Origin of the sequence: Vibrio sp. CCUG 15886, assembly GCF_028570825.1 — a bacterium.
In the GTDB taxonomy this organism is placed as follows: Bacteria; Pseudomonadota; Gammaproteobacteria; order Enterobacterales; family Vibrionaceae; genus Vibrio; species Vibrio vulnificus_B.
Window position 1 is genome coordinate 176,689 of sequence record NZ_JAQQBT010000004.1, and the last position, 20,749, is coordinate 197,437.

Below are 20,749 nucleotides of genomic sequence, written 5' to 3' on the forward strand. Positions count from 1 at the left end.
CTCTCATGAAAATTGCCCAAGAAGGATTATTTTTACTAAAACAAACTTAAAGTTTGTTAAATTCGCGGTTCACTTTGAAGGTATCGGAAGTGACATACGCTTCCATATCACGCACTTTGTTTTCAATTCGATTGAAATCCGCTTCAAGGATCGCCAACAAGGATTCCGCCGTTTGCCCTTGCTGCCAAGGTTTGGCTTTGAGCTTATGGTCATGGCGCATTTTTAAATCTTCTTGGTACTGGATTGGTTGCTTTTCCAACATAAATGTCAGGGCAACGTACGCCAGAATAACCAGAAAACTTCCGCCTAACAGCGCCGCAGAAATCACGAGAATCCGAATCAACCAAACTTCAATGGCCAAGTAGTTTGCAATACCCGCGCAGACACCACTCAATTTGCCGTTGATTGGGTCACGATAGAGCTCTCGACTATTCATAGCGACGTCTCCAATTTGGGTTTTCCGCATCGAGGATACGCTCCAAGGTGTCTATACGTGATTGAAGCTTTTCCGCTTGACCGGACAAAGACTCCAACTTCTGCAAATCTATGTCCGACAAACCGCTACCTACTTTGCGCTGACTGCGATAGTGAAGAAATAGCCACAGTGGTGCGACAAAAATCAGAAATACGATTAATGGCCCTGCAATCATAAATGTCGTCATAGATGGCTCCTTTGCTTATTTTTGTTGTGAGTTCACTTGTTCTTTTAACTTTGCCAACTCTTTTTCAATTTCATCCTGAGCTTGAAGCTCAGCAAATTCCTGTTCCAATGATTTTGATGAACCTGAGTTGGCGTAGAGATCCGCTTCGGCTTCCAGCTCATCCACTTTACGAGCGTATTGCTCAAACTTTGCCATCGCTTCATGCGTGCGGCCGGAACTCAAATGACGCTGAACATCACGACGATTGGAAGCCGTTTGATTGCGGATCATCAAAGCTTGCTGCTTCGCGCGCGTTTCGGCAATTTTGGTTTCCAATTTGCCAATTTCGCCAGTCAGTTTCTCAATGGTTTCTTCCACAAGAGTTTGCTCTGTATGCAAACCTTTGATCAAGTCTTGTAGCTTTTGCTTTTCAATTAATGCTGCACGCGCCAAATCTTCACGTTGCTTCGTTAGCGCCAATGTCGCTTTTTGTTGCCAATCCGAAATTTGGCTTTCCATTGCTTCCACTTTACGAGCGAGCTCTTTTTTATCCGCAATGGCTTTCGCCGAGTTGGTACGCACTTCGACCAGCGTGTCTTCCATTTCTTGAATGATGAGACGAATCATTTTTTCCGGATCTTCTGCTTTATCCAGCAGCGCACTGATATTGGAATTGATGATGTCTGCAAAACGAGAAAAAATACCCATGATGGAACTCCTCTATTAGTCTCGATATCGTGCTTTTATCTAAAAATGCACTCAGTCAGTGTTCTAGTTATTTAAGTTATAACAAGAAGCATGCCAAAGTTAATTTTCTTTATTTTTCAATAAAATAGAATTCAACTTGTCTCTTACTGAGCCTATGCTATGATGATTTTCACCAAATATTGGTGAATTTAACCAATTTCGTTTCCCAAACGCTCACTAAGAAGGAACTTATGAAGCAAAACTTGATCGGAGAATCACCTGCCTTTCTGTCTGTCCTCGACAAAGTGTCAAAACTGGCACCGATTGAGCGTCCAATCTTGATCATTGGTGAGCGAGGAACAGGGAAAGAACTGATCGCTCAGCGCTTGCATTACCTGTCTAAACGTTGGGATAAGCCCCTGCTCTCTCTCAACTGTGCCACTTTGTCTGAAGGTTTGATCGACTCCGAGTTGTTTGGCCATGAATCCGGTTCTTTTACGGGCTCAAAGGGGAAACATAAGGGGCGATTTGAACGTGCAGAAGGTGGCACCCTATTTCTTGATGAGCTGGCCACTGCGCCTTTGATGGTACAAGAAAAATTGTTACGAGTGATCGAATACGGTGAGTATGAGCGCGTGGGTGGCCATCAGCCATTGACCGCAGACGTTCGCTTGGTGTGTGCGACCAATGCGGATCTGGTAAAAATGGCCGAAGAAGGTCAGTTTCGCGCTGACTTGCTCGACCGACTCGCGTTTGATGTCATTACGCTACCGCCATTGCGAGAGCGCCAAGAGGATATTCTGTTGCTCGCCGAGCACTACGCGATAAAAATGTGCCGAGAACTCAAACTCGACTATTTTGTCGGCTTTACTTCCCATGCTAATGAGCAGTTGACTCAATACCGCTGGCCGGGCAACGTTCGGGAGCTAAAAAACGTCGTAGAACGGGCCATTTATCGCCACGGCCTTAACCCAGATCCAATTGATGAGCTGATTTTTAATCCCTTCGCTACCGGTTGGGAGAGCGGAGAGGCTGAACAAGACCAACCGAATGCATCGAGTACTGCATCAAGTTCGACAAGCGATGATCAACTCTCTCCACCAGCAACGACCGAGTTTTCGTTCCCGATTGATTATAAACAGTGGCAAGAAGAGCAAGACATTAAGCTACTTAATCAAGCCTTGGAAGCCAGTAAATTCAACCAGCGCCAAGCCGCTGAACTGCTGGGTCTCAGCTATCACCAATTCCGAGGTATGGTAAGAAAGTACGCCTTAGTGGGACAAAACTAGACCTAGGTCCAACAGCAAAATATCGCCGGAGTGTTACACTTAAAGCAGCTCGAAAGGCCCAATAACGCTTTGCTCAAAAAAGAATTTATGTTTGGAGTGGGGTGAATAAAATGATAAATTAGCCGGATCTTTTGGGCGCTAACTTAGGCGTACAGACATACGAAACGTTTCATTTTATGAAAACACTAATACAACTCACATTGGGATTATTAGGCTTTAGCTTACTAACCGGGTGTGGCAAAGACATTGACCACAAAGAAGTACGCCAAACTGGCTTTGTTTTTTGTGGGCAAACCAACCTTAAAACCTTCAATCCTCAGTTGATTGATAGTGGTATTACGGCAGACACTCTCAGCCCGCAGATTTTCGATACCCTTTTGACGCTTGATCCACAAACGCATCAGCCTATTCCGAGCCTTGCTGAAAGTTGGAAGGTCAATAAAACCGGCACAGAATACACGTTTACCCTACGCAAAAATGTCGCGTTTCAAACCACTGATTGGTTTACCCCTTCACGCGCTCTTAACGCAGAAGACGTGGTGTTTAGTTTCCGTCGTATCATCGACCCTAGTCACCCTTATCATCTCGTTGGCGGAGGAAACTACCCTTGGTTTGCTGGCATAGACTTTGCCAACCTTTTGGTGGATGTGGTGCCCCTTTCCGATGACCAAGTGAAGTTTATTCTCAGCCGTCCGAATTTTGCGTTTCTTTCTAATCTTGCGACTGCGCACTCGGTGATCCTGTCTGCCGAATATGCCAATCAACTGGCGGCAAAAGATGCCAAAGAACGTATCGATATGTATCCCGTTGGCAGCGGCCCGTTTTTGTTAGACGAGTATCAAATTAACGATTTGGTTCGTTTACGTCGCCATGAAGGCTATTGGCGTAACCCGGTAAAAATGGAACAGGTGGTTTTCGATATTTCACAACGTGGTACAGGTACGCTTGCCAAACTATTGCGTAACGAGTGCGATGTGTTGCGCTCACCAATTTCCAGCCAGATCCCAATTATTGAAAACAACCCCAATATGGAACTGACGGCAACGCCGGCCATGAACGTTGCTTTCATCGCCATCAATACCAGCCATTCTGCGCTAAAAGATGTGCGTGTGCGCCAAGCGTTGAACCTCGCGATCAACCGACAAAATATCCTCGATTCCGTCTACTATGGAACAGGAACAAAGGCGTACACCTTGTTGCCGCCCAACTCATGGGCATACCAGAAAGACAGCGTCAAAGTGCGTTTTGATCGTAACTACGCACTTGCGCTGATGCGTGAAGCGGGTTACGAGAAAGGACTGTCACTAACGATGTGGGTACCACTAGAGCCTCGTGTCTATAACCCAAGCCCGAGAAAAACAGCAGAGTTGATTCAGTCTAATCTAGCGGATATTGGCATCGACTTAACCCTTATTACTGATGAAAGAAACGAACGTGTGACTACCGATCACACACAAGGCGATCTTTCACTAACGGGTTGGGTGGGAGACACTGGCGATCCTGATAATTTCTTACGCCCACTGCTTTCTTGCAGCTCTGAAAGAGCGGGGATTAACGTTGCCATGTGGTGTAACAGTGATTTTGATTTCTTGCTCGATCTCGCGTTAGAAACCGAAAAGAATCGTTATCGCCTAAACTTATATCGTCAAGCGCAAAATATTCTCAACGAGGAATTCCCTGTGATTCCATTGGCACACGGCGTTCAGTTCCGTGCTCATGACAAATCGCTGATTGGCTTCAAATCCAGTCCATTCAATTCCCAACCTTTCGACACGGTAGAGAGAGCTTATTGATGTTCTGGTATGCAGTAAGACGCCTTAACTTATTCGTCATTACACTGGCCATTTTAACCATGGTTGGTTTTTCGATCTTACGCTTAGACCCAGAGTCAGTATGGGCTCAAGCCGAATATTGGCATGGTTGGAGTATTTATCTTTCCGAACTCGCACAACTTAACTTTGGCGTCAGCAAAAGCGGTGCCGCCATTTATGATGAATTGACGGTGGTGTTTCCCGCCACATTGGAACTCTGTTTTTTTGCCTTTTTGGTCGCGCTCTTGATCGGCATTCCTTTTGGAACGATAGCAGGTATGAAACAAGGTAAGTGGGTCGATACCACCATCTCCTTTGTCTCCATGTCTGGCTACTCTGCCCCGCTTTTTTGGGTCGCGCTATTGATGCTGATGGTGTTCTCTCTCCATTTCGAGATATTTCCTGTCTCTGGGCGCTATGATCTACTTTATGAAATCAAACACGTAACTGGTTTTGCCATCATCGATGCGTTTCTTGCTAAAGGGCCTTACAAAGCTCATGCACTGCAGAGCGTCATTGAACATATGGTGCTGCCCTGCTTGGTCTTGGCGCTGGCGCCAACCACACAAGTGATCGGCTTGATGCGAGCTTCTGTGGCCGACGTTATGAGTCAAAACTACATCCGAGCGGCCAGAATCAAAGGTTTAACCACACGAGAAATCGTCACCCAACATGTATTACGCAACGCGATTCCACCCATTATTCCTAAAGTTGGCGTACAACTTTCCAGCATGCTGACGCTGGCCATCATTACGGAATCGATTTTTAACTGGCCGGGTATTGGCCGTTGGTTACTAGATGCACTCTCGAATCGAGATTATGTATCGATTCAAGCGGGAGTGATGGTCGTGGCGACATTAGTGCTCACGGCCAACATTTTGTCCGATCTGATTGGCGCGATGATCAATCCACTGGTAAGGAAGGAATGGTATGCTAACCGATAGTGTTTACCAGGAAGAGCATATTCCGACTCAATTTGAGCGCTTTTGGCGTAGCTTCCGCAATAACAATCTCGCTATGTTTGGATTGTGGTGTTTGATCTTGTTGTTGCTGGTTACCATCAGCGCACCTTGGTTGGTCCCGCACGACCCTCAAAAACAAACCGCGCAATTACTGGTACCTCCTTCATGGAGCCCTGCGGGGACGGTCGAATATTTCCTTGGTACCGATGATTTAGGCCGAGACATCCTATCGCGCCTCATTATGGGAACGCAGCCCACTTTAGGCGCCGCGATCATCATTACTGCCATCGCCGCCATCATTGGCTGCTTTATCGGTGTTCTTGCAGGGATGACACGTGGACTCCTGTCCAGTACGTTGAACCACTTACTGGATACGGTCATGTCCATTCCATCACTGCTTTTGGCGATCATCTTTGTCGCATTCTTTGGTGTAGGCGAATTCACCGTGTTGTTGGCCGTTGGACTTGCGCTGATTCCACGCTTTATTCGCTCGGTTTACATTGCCATACACACCGAAGTTGAAAAAGATTACATCATGGCAGCGCGACTCGATGGCGCGAATAGCTTCTACTTGCTGTGGAACTCCATTTTGCCGAACGTACTGACCGTGATTGCGACCGAAATTACCTTGGCGCTGTCTGTTGCTGTTTTAGACATCACCGCGCTTGGCTTTCTGGGGCTGGGGGCACAAGCACCGAGCACCGAATGGGGTGCAATTCTTGGCGATTCCGTGGAGCTGATTTATCTCGCGCCTTGGACCGTAACACTGCCCGGATTGTCCATTATGTTTACCGTTATCGTCATCAACCTTGTCGGGGATGGCGTACGCCGAGCTCTCAATGCGGGGATCGAATAATGCCATTATTGGATATTCGTCATTTGACGATCGAAATTGAGACTCCGCAAGGCTTGGTGAAAGCCGTTGATCGCATGAGCCTCACGCTAAATGAAGGTGAAATTCGCGGCCTCGTTGGCGAATCTGGCTCGGGTAAAAGCTTGGTCGCCAAAGCCATCGTTGGGGTATGCAAAGACAACTGGAGAGTCACCGCCGACCGCATGCGATTGGGCAACATTGACCTACTGCAACTCACGCCAAGTGAAAGACGACGTGTCATCGCTCGCGACATCGCGATGATTTTCCAAGAGCCATCCACCTGTCTTGACCCGTCTGAAGAAGTGGGCAAGCAGTTGATTGAATCGATTCCATCACGCACTTTTGAAGGGAAGTGGTGGGAGCGATTTAAGTGGCGTAAAAAACGCGCGATTGCACTTTTGCATAAAGTGGGCATTAAAGATCATCAACGCTTGATGAAAAGCTATCCCTATGAACTCACTGATGGTGAATGCCAAAAAGTGATGATTGCGATGGCGATCGCCACGGCGCCAAAACTGTTGATTGCGGATGAGCCGACTAACGACCTCGATCCGATCACGCAAAATCAGATCCTACGCTTGTTGAGCAGAATGAATCAGTTGAACAACACGACGATTTTGCTCATCGGCCACGACTTAACCAATATTACCCAATGGGCCAACCGTATTACGGTGATGTACTGTGGCCAATCGGTGGAATCGGCTGACACAGATCGTATTTTGGAAGCACCGAAGCATCCCTATACCGCAGCCCTACTAAAAGCGATGCCGGACTTTAGTCATTGGATTCCTCACAAGCAGAAGTTGCAGTCGCTGCCGGGCTCGATTCCTCCGTTGCAACATTTGCCGATCGGGTGTCGCTTGGGACCTCGTTGCCCATACGCGCAGCGCCAGTGTGTTGAGATTCCGTATGCGCGTCGTATTAAAAATCATAAGTTTAGCTGTCATTTCCCTCTTAACACGGAGAAAGATTCATGAGTGCGTTGTTAGAGGTTGAAAACCTGTCGAAAAATTTTGTTACCCGTTCAGGCTTGTTTAAACGGGAAGTACAGCAGGCAGTGAAACCGGTCAGCTTTACACTAGAAGCGGGCCAAACCATTGGTTTTATTGGCCAAAATGGTTCAGGAAAATCAACACTAGCCCGCATGCTGGCAGGCATGGTGGAACCGACTTCTGGCGAAATTCGTGTCAACGGCGAGCGACTTGAGCACCGAGATTACGCCACGCGCTGCAAACTGATTCGGATGATTTTCCAAGATCCCAACACCTCGTTGAATCCACGTATTCAAATCGGGCGTATTTTGGAAGGTCCACTCAAGCGAAACACCAACATGCCGCCGGAAGCACGCCTAAAGCGGGTTAAAGACACACTGTTGCGGGTTGGCTTGTTACCCGAACACGCCTATTTTTATCCGCAGATGCTGGCAACCGGGCAAAAGCAGCGTGTCTGCTTAGCACGGGCCTTGATTCTACAACCTTCTATCATCGTTGCCGACGAAGCGCTAAACGGCTTAGACATGGCAATGCGCTCACAAATCATCAACCTCTTTTTAGAACTGCAAGAAGAGATGGGCGTGTCGTTTGTCTATGTATCACAGCACATCGGTATCGTTAAACACATCACCGATAAAGTGATGGTAATGCATGAAGGTGAAGTGGTGGAATCTGGTGATACGCAAATCGTGTTGAGCGATCCACAGCATCCTCTTACACAACGTTTGGTCGAAAACCATTTCTACAAAACCCCTTCTCACTACTAGAAGCCATCTGTTAGCGTGATGAAAAAATAGTCAGCGAAGCAAGGAGCAATGCATGAATAACGTTTGGGTGAAACCACTGATTGGCATTGCTCTCCTACTTTTGACATCGGGCACTCATGCACTGGAAAAAACGTGGCTTCAGCCAGCCTTCGTCAGCAACGCATTCATTCAAGTGGCATTGCGCAATGAATATAGTCCTGGGGAAAAGAAAGTTCGCAAATGGCACACGCCTGTACGTGTGTATGTTGAACATCAGGTCGCAGATAAAGCGCTGCATGAATCGCTATTAAAAATGCACCTCCGTGATTTGTCCACCATCACGGGCCTCTCAATTGAGACCACCAGCGACAAAGCACAAGCCAACGTTGTTTGGGTGTTCACCCAAGAATCGAGCTATCAAAGTGAAGTCAAACGTCTCATGGGACGTAAATCTGCCAACAATCTAGGCAGCGCGGTTTGCAAAGCGGGTTTTAAAACCCGCCAAAGTGCCATCTATTATGCTGCGATTGTTATTCCTGTCGACAAAGCGCGCGAGCACGGCAAATTAGTCGCTTGTATTGTGGAAGAAATCACGCAAGTTCTTGGCCTGCCTAACGATTCAGATCAGGCTTACCCTTCTATTTTTAATGACAATTCCCCAGAAGAGTTACTCTCACCACTCGATATCGTCCTACTCAAATTGCTTTATCAACCGGAGATTAAGGCCGGTATGTCGGAGGCGGAAGTCAAACCAGTACTAAGTACACTGCTCACGCGTTTTGCCGAGAATGGCACCTTATCTCAATCCGTCGATGTAGCAACGCAAACCGAGCTGTTTCAGTTTATTGGGTATTGATCGTTGAGCGGTTCAAAGCCGTTAAATTGCTATGCGGCGATAAAAAAACGGCGCTAAATCGCACCGTTATTTTCCGTGATTGACCAGAGCGTTTTATCTCTTCGCCGCCTGTTTTTTCAGTTCAAAATCAAACTCATCAGGGAACAACACCACCCCTTCCTCATTAATGCTCGGAAACACGACAACCGATAGCTCGTCGTCTTCTAAGCCACGAGTCCAGCGGCTGTGCCACTTGTTTAGCGAGATCGATTCCGCTTGGCACTCTTGCCAATCGCCCGTGGCCCACTCTTCGGCAAACTCTTTATTTGGCCAAACCGGTACGCACTCTTCCTCTTCGGTGTTGAGCATCACGCAGCCATGCTCATCAGTGAGGATCCATACTTGGCGCTGGGCGACAATTTCCTTAACGCAGTAACGTAAACGCTGCTCTTGATCGTAACTATTAATGGTACGAATTTGATCTTGGGATAATGGTGTGGTCATTGCGCCTCTCCACTTTTGCCTTTTGGCGACATTCAATTAAAAACGCCCACTTGCCGTGGCAAATGGGCGTTTCCATTATGGTGCAAAGTCTCACCTAGTACCAGCAAGACTCTTTCACTCTGTGCGACTGATTACGCAAGCTCAACTTGAAGCCAAGGCCAGCCTTGCTTCTTACGACTTAGCGTGTTTTCCATCATCAGCAGGCCATCTTTTTCATGCTTAGCCAGTTTGTCTGACCACTCACCTTTGTAGATCAAGCGAGTCCAAGCTGTCGTGATGTCAGTTAGCATAACAGCAGCAAACGCAAGGCCATCTTCGTCACAACGACGTTGTAGGTCCGCTTCTAGTGCTTCGATCATGCCATCTACTTGCTCTAACGTTGCCAGTTCAACTTGGCCTACAACCACGTCACGACCATTGAATGGGTAACCTTTCAGATCTTTCTCTACCAATTGTGCAGCAGATAGACCTTCAATATTTGTTTTCGCGATCAGTAGATCTTTAGTAAACGCATCAACATCGGTAACACCGGCAATTTGCGCAAGCTCTGCAACGGCATCTTTGTCTTTTTGCGTACAAGTTGGAGAAGCAAAACCAACGGTGTCAGACAGGATTGCCGACATCATTAGCTTAGCGATTTTTTCAGAGATCGCGTGACCTTCAATCTTGAACATGTTGAACAGAACGGTGTTAGTACAACCAACAGGCCAGATCCATGCTTCCATTGGGTTTACGGTCATGACGTCACCAAGACGGTGATGGTCAACGATACCCGCAACTTCAGCTTCAGCAATATCATCAGGCGCTTGCGCAAGATCTGAGTAATCCACCAACCACACCGTTTCACCGGCTACTGATGTACGTAGCTCAGGAACGTCTGCGCCAGCTACTTCAAGAATGTGCTGTGTTTCACGGTTGATTTCGCCTTGACGAATCGGCATCGCTTCAACGCCACGCGCTTTTAGCAGCTCAGTGGCTACGATGGCACTACAAATACTGTCACTGTCTGGGTTTTTATGACCTACAACTAGAATCATTATCTTTCCTATCCAAGTCTCGTTATTCCTGCTTAACCAAAAAGCAGGGTTGCTCACAAAGGGGCATACTTTACCTGAAATGAGTGGATTTGACACCAAGAAAAGTGACGTCCAGCTATTGCGAATAATTCTCACTTTTATATAATGATAATCATTCTTATTTGCATCAGGGGCAACAATGAACGCAACGAAATTTTTTAGCTCAACGCACCCATTGCTGCAACCGACGCAGTTTCGTCTCGCTCATAAACGGTTGATATTGCCTGTTGCCCTTTTGATGTTGCTGCTTAGTGACACGACTCGACAAATCACCGTGACGACTCTCTCTGACTCTTTCTGGGCGGTCTCCTGTTACGTCGCGGCCACGCTCGCCATTTACCACTATTTATCTGGCTTTATGTCGCGCACCAATCGAGTGACACAACTTTATCGCGCATCACGCCACTACCAAGTCTTTTTTGCCGCTTTACTTGGCGCTCTGCCCGGTTGTGGCGGCGCCATTGTTGTCACAACGCAATTCATCAGCGGCCGAGTTGGCTTTGGAGCGATTGTCGCCGTGCTAACCTCAACCATGGGCGACGCCGCCTTTCTGCTGCTCGCCGCCAAACCCGTAACTGGACTCGGCGTTATTGCGTTGGGCATTGCAGTCGGAACCCTTTCTGGCATGGTGGTGAACGCATTCCATGGCGACGATTTTTTACGGCCCAAAGTGAGCGATGAACCTAACCAACCACATTGTTGCCAAAACAAGCAAAACACTCACACCCCACTTGAACAGCGAGCCATTAACTTACAGGGCGCGTTTTGGAAATGGCTTCTGATACCTGCCGCGGGCGTCGCTCTGCTTGGTTCATTTCAAGTGGATGTGAATTTGCTGTTTGGTCTTGAGGAAAACACCATCGAATGGATGGGCGCGATCTTCGCCGTCACCAGCATGTTCCTTTGGGCATTGACCAAAGAGCTCGGCAGCTATCAATCCGCCGTCTCTGAAGACGAAAAGATCGTCGACTCCCATCCGATTCAAAAAGCCGCCCAAGACGCGAATTTCGTCAGTGCTTGGGTGATTTTGGCCTTTCTCGTCTTTGAGCTGACTCGCTATTTTTCTGGACTGAATTTACAGGTGACGTTCTCAGGATGGGGCGTATGGATGCCACTCATCGGGGTTGCCGTGGGAATGTTGCCCGGATGCGGGCCACAAATTCTCATGACCAGCTTATACCTCTCCGGTGCCGCTCCGCTCTCCGCGCAGATCGCCAACGCGATTTCAAACGATGGTGACGCGCTCTTCCCTGCCATTGCAATGGCACCGAAAGCGGCCTTGGTCGCGACGATTTACTCTGCCATTCCGGCCTTTATTGTGGGTTATGGTTATTTCTTCCTGTTTGAATATTAGTTTGTACAAAGCAAACAACCCTCAAATACCCCATCATCTCAACGGAAAAGAGCCTCTATAAAGTGAGGCTCTTGTATGGATACGCCTACGACTAAGCGCGCTTACGCTGTGACGATGGCTTTAGCATTCAAGCCCGGATTTAATTGGGTCACAAACAACTGGCAAGGCTCATCACTTAAGCGTTCTTGTGTCCAGTAGTCGTACCAATGCACTGGCGTATCAGAGATCAACGTAAACTCTTTGTCTTGCTGGCCGTCATAATTGAACAAACAGTGCAGATCGTTTTTCTCGGTTAGCTTCAAGAAGGCGTGGTTGAGACTGAACGCGGTAAACTTCGCCGCATTCTGATTGTGCTTTTGACGAACCATCAATTTGGCAAGACAAGATTTGGCGAATGGCGTGATCTCTGGAAGTGGATCGCCCGACAGCAGCAGCCCGCCACACGCAAGTAGGACATTGCGGTGAAATTCATATTCTTGCCTTTGCGCACCTTGGTTAGGTAGCGAAGTGAACGTTGCGCAGTCAGGATCAATCTGCCACAGTTTTCGATGCTGCCAACTGCGGTAGAAGGTCTCTTTGGCAATTTGTTCGAAGCGATGTGCGTGGCGCTCAACGTCATCCGAAACGCGCATGGCATCAACCAATCCTAAAGAAGGCCACATTGGCGCGTTACAACCAAGTAGCCACGCTTCGCCCGCTCCTTGAGCGATCGCATCCATCCCGAGTCGATACGCTTCAACACCTGTTATGCCTTTTTGGTAACGCTGCCCTTTTAGCGTCCCCCAATAGTTAGCGTCCAATTTAAAGAGCTCTACACCCCACTCTTCTCGCATGGTTTTTACTACATGAGTTAGGTGTTCCTGCACTTCAGGATGTGATGTATCAAGGATATACCAAGGTGTACAGCGCCAACCGCCATAAGTGATGTCCTCTGCTTTTAGCAGTGAGCCATCCTGATGTTTAACAAACCATTCGGGATGCTTACGAAAGATCTCTGATTCAGGCTGAGCAATAAAGGGCGCCAGCCAAATCGCTGGTTTTTTGCCACTCGCTCGAATTTGTGCAATCAGTTGTTTGACTCCCCCTGAAAACTTGTCAGAAGGAGTAAGCCAATCGCCCATAAAGGCCTGATAGCCATCATCAAGTAAGACCCACTCCAGCGCCTCTAAGCTGCCCTGCATCTGCTCGACATTCGCTAAGATATTTTGCTGGCTCACATCGGCATAATAGGCATACCAAGAACACCAACCAACTGGCGAATTCTGCTCCACCCCTGCTCTGATCGGATGATGAACCGCAATATGTTGCGCAAACTCAGCATAGAGCTCAGACAAAGACGCGCCTTCCAACAGCACCACAGATTCCAGCGTATTGGTTTCCCAATCTTGGATTTCCGTCTGTTCACCATCAAGATAAGCGACAACGTGCCAGTGGTTACCCGCCTGTTCCAGCTCAAAATAGCCAGCGAAGCGCCGACATGAGGTAAAACCAAACAAGGTGTAACCCTGTGATTCCTCAATCACTAAGTAGTTGTAGTAACGCTTAGGCGCATGCTGTGAATAAAGGCGATATTGTGGGTTATTGTCAGGACAACGACCGATGTCGATCACTTGCTCTCGACTGCCTGTGGTCTGCGCCAACATTTGAAACCCGTCCCCCAAGAGCTGAGCCTGAGCTTCAAAATTGAAAGGAATACGAAAAAGTTCAAATCGATCATCGATGATACGGTTGTGCATACCGTGATAGCAGAAGTGAACTTCATTGTTATTTATCGTCACTTCCAGTTCATCATCATTCACCTCGAAAGGGATGTGATTGCCTAAGGTATAAGGGCTTTTCATGAAATCTGCTCACTGTGTTTTTCTTGTATTATCAGTCAATAGCAGCACTACAAATCGTTATCTTCATCACGATTTGCTGGCAAAGATTTTCAAATTGCCTATCAAATTGAGAATAACTCAACGCCGAAGAGTCAATTTTCTCTAACGAATTGTTATTTATAAAAATTCTGCTTGGCGCAAGCTTTGCATACAACCTAAAAGCAAGCACAAAAACGACACTAAGATGGGACGATAGCATGATGACAAGCCAACCCGATCATCACACACGATTGTCAGCGCCGATCATTTTTATCGGTCCCGGCCGTTCAGGCTCGACCGTTATTTCTGAGTTTGTTATGGCTCACCACAGCCTAGGCTGGCCAGACAATTACTGCGAGTGGTTTCCATCTCTACCATCACTTGCTTGGCTCACCCGACTCACCAATAACTCACTTTGGTACCTATCCGGCGAAAAAGCGCAGCTTAATCACACGTTACCGCTCAATAACTTGCTACCCAGACCCGCTGAAGCTTGGCCTTTGTGGCAAAAGATCACTCGTGATGAGATCGATTTTAGCCGCGGATTTTTGCTTCACCAGAGAGCCAGTGCAGAGGAGAAGCAACGGATTTGTCGTTATTTAAATCAGCATTTGCGAGCACAAGGCAAACCGCGTTTAGCAATGAAATTTACTGGCCCAGGACGTGTCGAGTATTTGTCCAGTATATTCCCAGACGCGTTGTTTATTAATGTCGTTCGCGAGCCCGTCGCCACCGTCAATTCACTGCTCAAGGTGCCATTTTGGCAAGCACAGGGGTTACATCAGCTGTGGTGGCGAGGTGCCTACAGCAACCACGAACTCGAAACCTATCAGCAAATTCGTCACGACCCGGTCTGCAGCACCGCATTTCAACTGAGTAAAATCCTGAAAACCACCGAGGAGGAAATCGCACGAACAAAAGTAAAATCGTTGACGGTTCACTACGAGGACTTTGTTCGAGATCCGCAGTTTATCGTCCATCAAATTATGCATTTTTGTCACCTTCCCCCTTGCGAAAGAGTGCGCAACAAACTGAGAAACAGTCCCATTAGGGATCAAAACAAAGCAGCAAAAGTGAGTGGTATCGCGAAAAGAGTATCCGCTTGGTGTGAAAACGAAAAGACCCTCGAATCCTGAGGGTCAAAGAAAAGGCAGTGGATTATCGCCAAAAAAGCGTCCTGCTTTAAATGGCCCGCAATGCAGGCCATAAATTGCTAAGGAAGTTCTTAGAAGTCGTAAGCAACTTTGAAGAATGCTGCTAGATCATCGCTGTTGTTGTCATCAGACAAATCAACTTTGATGTCAACAAGTGCAGACAGCTTGTTAGTGAACTGGTAAGAACCACCGAAGTTAGTCCACTCTGAATCTACACCATTTGATTCGTATGCTTCTTGATTTGCGTAACCGATAGCTAGGTATAGCTTATCGATTGTGTAGCCTGCAGATGCGCTGTAAAGCATAGACTCATCACCGTTGAAACGCTCGTGGTTCGCAACATTCGCGCCGATAGCTAGATCACCGAAAGTCACCACACCGTTCACTAGGTAGATTTGCTCGATGTCAGTGCCACCAGCTTTCTCGTCGTTCTTCTCGTAACCAGCGTTAACTTGGAACTGTTCATTTTTGAAACCAACATAGCCGTTGAAACCACGTTGACCAGATGCGTCTGCTTCGCGGTCACCGTAGTAAGCGATGCCGTATTTGAAGCCTTCTTTCATGCCTTCAAATTTGATCACTTGGTTTACGTCAGAAGCGTCAGATGCAGATGCACCGTACTCGATAGTTAGATCCGCTGCGCCATCTACTGCATCAAGTGCAGAGTCGTTTGCGTAACCGATAGACGCTACGCCAAAACCGGTTTTGTAACCAACCCAAGTGTCGATCACAGAGAACTTAGCATCCATTGAAGAGTAGTTTTCAGCTAGATCGAATTCACCTGCAAACTGACCGATTACGTTGCCTTTTTGGTAGTTGATGAATAGATCAAAACCAGTTACATCGTAGTTGTGAAATTCTTTTTTCTCGCCGTTTACTTTACGACCTTCTAGGTACTCACCACCGACAGCCACTTGACCACCAACAGAGAATTCTTCGCCAGAAAGGATTAGGTCGATCATTGACTCACGAGCACGCTCAGAAACGTTTTGGTTTACGTCTGCTGCGATCGCAGAACCAGCAACAAGAGATAGCGCCACCGCTAATACTGTTTTTTTCATTTTTATTTTGTCCTATCAATTTTATAGATTTTTTCACCACTCGACTTAGCCCGTAAGCGTCAGCCGTTGCGGCGAAATTATTCTCAAAGACAAAACTTTCCTAATAAAACATTACAAATAGATATAAATTACAACCACTAGAGCAAGGAAATTTTTCTAAAAAACAATGAAAAACGCGCTCTATTTAATCGATTAACTGTATTTTTAGCGAACGCAATCACAAAAACAGCCAATAATTCACAAAAAAGTATAAATCTAAAATCAGCATATAAATTTTCAGTTTTAATCACTTTCAATGACACCCCACCAAATACAAGCGAAAAAAACCGCACCAAAACGCTCACAAAGCATACAGACCAACCAATTACTCAGCGTCTAATTTAACTCTTTATTTAGCATTAAAAATACGTTTCTAGGACTGCGGCGTCTTCTTATAACGTATATAGGTATAGGTACTTTGATCATAGATGTATGTGTTTATGTTCGGACTGTTCCAGCCGCAAATAGAGTGAACAGGCACACGCCTTTCTTCTACAGGAGAGATATCGACTTCATGAATGCGCTTCGAATGCGATAGCTCACAGTGAAGATGAGTCAACATCCAACGTATTGACTTGGCTCCTTCTATTGGAGCCCAAGCGCCCCAAATCTCTTTTTTCTCACTTTGACATTTAACGCTAATTTGTTGATAGACTTTTAAGCTTCCGCCAAAAATATTTCCTGGCAGCCTCGAGCGAATGGTCATAGAGGGGAAAGAAAACTCCCCTTTTTCGTTGGTTTGAGTGTCATCAACGACCGTTTTCCCTTTTTTATACCCTTCGTAAAACAACTCTCGAACAACCGTCATCCCTTCCTGTGGCACTCCTTCAAGCGTGATCACCCCATGCACTTCTGGAGACATCTCAACATCATATTTTTTAAATGGCCAAAACATGGCATTTGCTCCTGACGAAAAAGACCCTAACGAAAACCGCACAAAACCAATAGCAGCGCGACTCTTTGAGCCATAGCCCCACTTTATTGAGTACATCCTGTTGAGATCATATGGAAAACGACAAAACAGCGAGCGTATTTCGCTAGAAGAAAATAATTTGTGGGAAGGAACTCGAAGGAATATGTAATGGATAATTCTATTTTTGCGTTATCGAAACAAAAAAAGGTCCGGCATGTATGCCAGACCTTTTCTCGTTCATTATCAAGCTGCGATTACGCGACTTCGATTGGACCACCAAATGAGGTGACTGGTGGAACTTTACCAGTGAACTTCTCGAAGTCCACGATACAGGTGTTCGCAGAAGTTGCCTGTGCCAACTCAGATGAGCCGATATCTTGAGTCAGTGTGTTAGGGTCACCGTAAGTACAGATAGCTCCCACTTTCTCGCTTAGGGGACCGTACCACGCGCCTTCTTCGATACGAATCACGCCACGTGGGTAGCTGTCCGTTAGCACAGCACCAGCAAGAAGCTGACCACGGTCATTAAACACGCGTACCAAATCACCCTCTTTGATGCCTTTTGCTTTTGCATCAAGTGGGTTGATGTAGACTGGCTCACGACCTTTTACTGCGTAAGTCGCACGGAACTCTTCAGATTCACACATCTGAGAGTGCAGGCGTTTGTCTGGGTGACAAGATTGCAACCAGAACGGATGTTTGTCTGAACCTGGTCCGCCGTGTGAACGTTCTGATTTCTCGAACCACATTGGGTGCTCTTGACAATGTTCGTAACCGTAACGACCGATCTTACGAGACGTGATCTCGATAAAGCCTGAAGGTGTACCCAGTGGGTTGATTTCAGGGTCTTGACGGAAGTCCGCGTGACGAACCCAAGGTTGACCTTGGCCGAAGTCCAGTACGCTCTTCTCCCAGAACTCATCAAACTCTGGCATCTCGAACTTGCCTTCGTTCGATTTCTTACAATCGTTGTAAAGGCTGCGAATCCAATCCATTTCACTCATACCGCGAGAGTATTCTTCACTGCGACCAAAGCGCTCAGTCAGCTCCTTCATGATTTGGAAGTCTGGCTTAGATTGGAACAGTGGATCCACCAAACGATGCATCGCAATCAAACCACGGCTTGAGTATGAACCGTATACGTCGATGTCATTGCGTTCCCACTGGGTACATGCTGGTAGCACGATGTCTGAGAAGCGACACGTCGCTGTCCACGCGAAGTCGATCGTCACAACAGTTTGTAGTTTCTGGAACGCTTGCTTCATGCGGTTGCGATCTTGATGGTGGTGCCATGGGTTACAACCCGAAATGACCATCATCTTGAAGTCTGGCAGCTTCACTTTGCCACCGTTGTAGTTGATCTCTTTGCCTGGCTCTAGCAGACAGTCGATCCAACGCGCAACAGGGATAGTACGGCTGTAACCATTGAAGTCATTGTTGTCCCACTTAGGTTTCATGCCTGCATCAAGGTTACGAGGGAAACCACCAGGGCCAGCAAAACCGGTTGAAGGCACACCGATACTTGAGTAGTGGTGACCATAAGAGATACCACCGCCAGGCAAGCCGATTTGACCGATCATTGCCGCAACAACCGCTGCTGCCCAGTAAGGCTGTTCACCATGCTCTTGACGTTGGATACACCAACCCATCAGGATCTGAGTGCGACCTTTCACAAGCATGCGGGCAAATTCACGGATTTTGTCCGCTTTCACGCCACAAATAGGCGCAGCCCATTCTGGTGTTTTCTCAACTTTGTCCTTAGTTTTGCCTTGAACGTAGTTGATGAACTCTTCAAAACCAAGACAGTAAGTTTCGATGAACTTCTTATCGTATAGGTTTTCAGTGTAGAGAACGTGTGCAATCGCCAACATAAACGGTACATCTGTCATTGGGTTGACATACAGATGATCGTTCTCTAGGTAACGCTGTGTTTTGTTCTTAACCGGGTCAACCGAAATCACGTTGATCTCGCCTTTGGCCACTTTTTCTTTTAGTTGCGCAAGGTAAGCGTAAGATTCATGCGTTTCACAGTTCCAACCCACTTGCAGGTTTTTCACTGGATCGTTCGCCCAAAGAATAATGTTGTCTGCGTTTTCTAAAATCTCAGACCAAGACGTGCCTTGTGCGTATACTTCGGTAGAACCTAGCACGTATGGCAGAATCGTTTGGCCAGCACCGGTTGAGTAGTCACCCACTTTGGTGATGTAGTTACCGTGCATGCCCACAGCGCGCTGCATGTGCGCTGTACAGTTGTTAAATGAACCGGTTTGGTTCCAACCTGTTTGGCCTGCGTGTAGCGCCCAAGGGCCGTACTCTTTTTGTACGCGCTCTAGCTCACGGTAGAACAGATCCAACGCTTCATCCCAAGTCACACGTACAAAACGGTTGTTACCGCGCGTATCGGCGCTGTACTTGTGTTTTTTCAGCCAGTCAAGGCGCACCATTGGGTAACGCACACGTGAAGGGCTGTAGATGATGCCTTTGATGCCGTTTAGCATCTCAGTTGGGTTTTGGTCTAGCTCTAGCGGTTTGATCTCTTGAACTTTACCCGCGTAGATGTGGGCGCGGAACGCACCCCAGTGAGAACCAGATACTTTCCAAGTTCCTGTTGTTTCTACTGCGTTTGCAGAAGCCGACGCCAATAAGCTAGGACCGATAACAGAGGCAGCACTTGTGGTTGCTACACCCTTAAGAAAACTTCTTCTTGTAATAGCCATTTAAATTACTCCATCCAATGCTTATTAGTGATGACCTTCAGCATAATCTGAAGAGTGCTTCTGTAGATATTTCAAGATCAGTGCTTCGCTATCCGTATCAAGGTTCACGAACGCTAGCATGCCGTCAAACATACCTGGCCAAGTATTGGCATCGAAGTGCGCTTCTGCAGGTTGTGTGTGACACACTGAACAGTTTGTTTTGTATGCTTCACGAGATTTTTCCCATACTGGGTTGATGTCGTTCAGCATTGACTCTTTCTTGATCCAAACTTTCGCCGCCACTTTTTCCCATGGAAGACCAGTCAGCTCATCCACTTTCTCTTCACCAGTGGTGACAATCTTGTCATCCATAGACGCTTCTTTTAGTAGCGAAGCCACTGCGATGTTCTTGCCGAAGTCTTCTTGGATTACACGACCAAAGCCTTTTGCTTTACGCCAGCCGTCGATCTCGATTTCGACATAATCGCCTTTGTCTTCCAATACTTTTACGGTAGACGCAGGGTTCAATAGACCCGCTTCGGTTTGACCTTGTGCATCAAAGTAGATTGGTAGGTGACGAACACTCACGAGCTCTTTACCCACAGAGTAATCGGTATTGGATGCCATCTGCTCTAGATCACCCACGATGCCGCCAATGCTATCCATACCTGCTGGTAGTTTGTGTGCGATACCTTTGTGACAGTCAACACAGCTTTGATCTTTCTCTGCCGCTTGCTTCATTTGGATGCGAGCTGTTGGAGACATTTGCTCGAAATCCATCGAGTCGTAGTTATGACAGTTTTTACATTCAAGGGATTTGTTGGCTGAGAAGCGATCCCATTCGTGTTTTGCTAGCTCGATACGGCGAGCTTCGAAAACGCCCGGTTCATCGTAGTTGCCAAATACTTGCGCAAAAACTTCTTTAGACGCCTGCATTTTACGTGCAATTTTGTCCGTCCAGTTGTGTGGTACGTGACAGTCAGGACAGGTCGCGCGAACACCTGAGTGGTTTTTCCAGTGCACAGTGTCTTGCAGTTCTTGGTACACATTGTCACGCATGGTGTGACAACTGATACAAAACTCTTCGGTGTTGGTCGCTTCCAACGCGGTATTAAAACCACCCCAGAAAATCACACCGGCAATGAAGCCGCCCACGGTCAGCACACCAAGGCTGATATGAACTGCTGGGCGCGTTACAGTACGCCACAATTTAATGATCAATGATTTCATTGTCTGCTCTCTTAAAATCTTTTCAA

Annotated in this window: 19 protein-coding genes; 9 read left to right on the plus strand and 10 right to left on the minus strand. The window is 47.1% G+C overall.

Features of this window, described 5'->3' with window-relative positions; translation table 11 throughout:
* Positions 1-46: 46 nt before the first annotated feature.
* Genes pspC through pspA form a run of 3 tightly spaced genes read right to left on the minus strand, consistent with a single transcriptional unit; the run spans position 47 to position 1,349 of the window.
* A complete protein-coding gene (gene pspC / locus PQQ36_RS10810; RefSeq protein WP_080726328.1) occupies positions 47-466 on the minus strand; it encodes an envelope stress response membrane protein PspC in 420 nt (139 codons plus the stop codon).
* Positions 429-662: an envelope stress response membrane protein PspB gene (gene pspB / locus PQQ36_RS10815; RefSeq protein ID WP_011080700.1), complete on the minus strand. Its 234-nt coding sequence runs from the start codon at positions 660-662 to the stop codon at positions 429-431. Before pspB ends, pspC begins: the two co-directional genes overlap by 38 nt.
* 15 nt (positions 663-677) lie before the next feature.
* On the minus strand, positions 678-1,349 hold the full coding sequence (pspA, locus tag PQQ36_RS10820) for a phage shock protein PspA (RefSeq protein ID WP_011080701.1): 672 nt from the start codon (positions 1,347-1,349) through the stop codon (positions 678-680).
* Positions 1,350-1,579: 230 nt separating this feature from the next.
* Between pspA and pspF the strand changes: the two genes are divergently transcribed.
* The 7 genes from pspF to PQQ36_RS10855 all read left to right on the plus strand — a co-directional run bounded on the left by pspF (position 1,580) and on the right by PQQ36_RS10855 (position 8,858).
* Positions 1,580-2,617, plus strand: coding sequence for a phage shock protein operon transcriptional activator (gene pspF / locus PQQ36_RS10825; RefSeq protein ID WP_130192043.1), 1,038 nt, complete (start codon positions 1,580-1,582; stop codon positions 2,615-2,617).
* A 176-nt stretch (positions 2,618-2,793) separates the two neighbouring features.
* Positions 2,794-4,410 carry an ABC transporter substrate-binding protein SapA gene (gene sapA / locus PQQ36_RS10830; protein WP_045597788.1) on the plus strand — a complete coding sequence of 539 codons (1,617 nt, stop codon included), beginning with the start codon at positions 2,794-2,796 and terminating at the stop codon, positions 4,408-4,410.
* Positions 4,410-5,372, plus strand: coding sequence for an ABC transporter permease (locus tag PQQ36_RS10835; protein ID WP_045597786.1), 963 nt, complete (start codon positions 4,410-4,412; stop codon positions 5,370-5,372). The genes sapA and PQQ36_RS10835 overlap by 1 nt, the downstream gene beginning before the upstream one ends.
* The gene (gene sapC / locus PQQ36_RS10840) at positions 5,359-6,246 is read left to right on the plus strand and encodes a putrescine export ABC transporter permease SapC (protein ID WP_273661188.1); all 888 of its coding nucleotides are present in this window, start codon (positions 5,359-5,361) and stop codon (positions 6,244-6,246) included. Before PQQ36_RS10835 ends, sapC begins: the two co-directional genes overlap by 14 nt.
* A complete protein-coding gene (locus tag PQQ36_RS10845) occupies positions 6,246-7,241 on the plus strand; it encodes a peptide ABC transporter ATP-binding protein (RefSeq protein WP_011080706.1) in 996 nt (331 codons plus the stop codon). Before sapC ends, PQQ36_RS10845 begins: the two co-directional genes overlap by 1 nt.
* Positions 7,238-8,023: a peptide ABC transporter ATP-binding protein gene (locus tag PQQ36_RS10850; RefSeq protein WP_011080707.1), complete on the plus strand. Its 786-nt coding sequence runs from the start codon at positions 7,238-7,240 to the stop codon at positions 8,021-8,023. Before PQQ36_RS10845 ends, PQQ36_RS10850 begins: the two co-directional genes overlap by 4 nt.
* Positions 8,024-8,075: 52 nt before the next feature.
* The gene (locus tag PQQ36_RS10855) at positions 8,076-8,858 is read left to right on the plus strand and encodes a DUF2927 domain-containing protein (protein ID WP_225484345.1); all 783 of its coding nucleotides are present in this window, start codon (positions 8,076-8,078) and stop codon (positions 8,856-8,858) included.
* A 93-nt stretch (positions 8,859-8,951) separates the two neighbouring features.
* On the opposite strand, the gene PQQ36_RS10860 is transcribed toward PQQ36_RS10855, so the two are convergent.
* Complete coding sequence (locus tag PQQ36_RS10860) at positions 8,952-9,341, minus strand: DUF2750 domain-containing protein (RefSeq protein WP_017422229.1); 390 nt, start codon at positions 9,339-9,341, stop codon at positions 8,952-8,954.
* Between the two features lie 131 nt (positions 9,342-9,472).
* Positions 9,473-10,378, minus strand: a complete 906-nt coding sequence (locus PQQ36_RS10865) for a manganese-dependent inorganic pyrophosphatase (RefSeq protein ID WP_108653193.1) — start codon at positions 10,376-10,378, stop codon at positions 9,473-9,475.
* A 178-nt stretch (positions 10,379-10,556) separates the two neighbouring features.
* Between PQQ36_RS10865 and PQQ36_RS10870 the strand changes: the two genes are divergently transcribed.
* Positions 10,557-11,771 carry a putative manganese transporter gene (locus tag PQQ36_RS10870; RefSeq protein ID WP_273661192.1) on the plus strand — a complete coding sequence of 405 codons (1,215 nt, stop codon included), beginning with the start codon at positions 10,557-10,559 and terminating at the stop codon, positions 11,769-11,771.
* A gap of 101 nt (positions 11,772-11,872) precedes the next feature.
* On the opposite strand, the gene PQQ36_RS10875 is transcribed toward PQQ36_RS10870, so the two are convergent.
* Positions 11,873-13,612, minus strand: a complete 1,740-nt coding sequence (locus PQQ36_RS10875) for a glycoside hydrolase family 36 protein (protein WP_039508413.1) — start codon at positions 13,610-13,612, stop codon at positions 11,873-11,875.
* A 236-nt stretch (positions 13,613-13,848) separates the two neighbouring features.
* Here PQQ36_RS10875 and PQQ36_RS10880 point away from each other — a divergent pair, with 236 nt between their 5' ends.
* Complete coding sequence (locus tag PQQ36_RS10880) at positions 13,849-14,766, plus strand: sulfotransferase (protein WP_017790590.1); 918 nt, start codon at positions 13,849-13,851, stop codon at positions 14,764-14,766.
* 89 nt (positions 14,767-14,855) lie between these two features.
* Here PQQ36_RS10880 and PQQ36_RS10885 read toward each other — a convergent pair whose 3' ends face one another.
* From PQQ36_RS10885 to torC, 4 genes are all read right to left on the minus strand, one after another.
* Complete coding sequence (locus PQQ36_RS10885; RefSeq protein WP_011080714.1) at positions 14,856-15,845, minus strand: porin; 990 nt, start codon at positions 15,843-15,845, stop codon at positions 14,856-14,858.
* A gap of 412 nt (positions 15,846-16,257) precedes the next feature.
* Entirely contained in the window at positions 16,258-16,779 is a 522-nt protein-coding gene (locus PQQ36_RS10890) for a DUF6795 domain-containing protein (RefSeq protein WP_017790592.1), read from the minus strand.
* Between the two features lie 272 nt (positions 16,780-17,051).
* A complete protein-coding gene (gene torA / locus PQQ36_RS10895) occupies positions 17,052-19,514 on the minus strand; it encodes a trimethylamine-N-oxide reductase TorA (protein WP_080608766.1) in 2,463 nt (820 codons plus the stop codon).
* Between the two features lie 24 nt (positions 19,515-19,538).
* Positions 19,539-20,723, minus strand: coding sequence for a pentaheme c-type cytochrome TorC (gene torC, locus PQQ36_RS10900; protein ID WP_011080717.1), 1,185 nt, complete (start codon positions 20,721-20,723; stop codon positions 19,539-19,541).
* Positions 20,724-20,749: the final 26 nt, after the last annotated feature.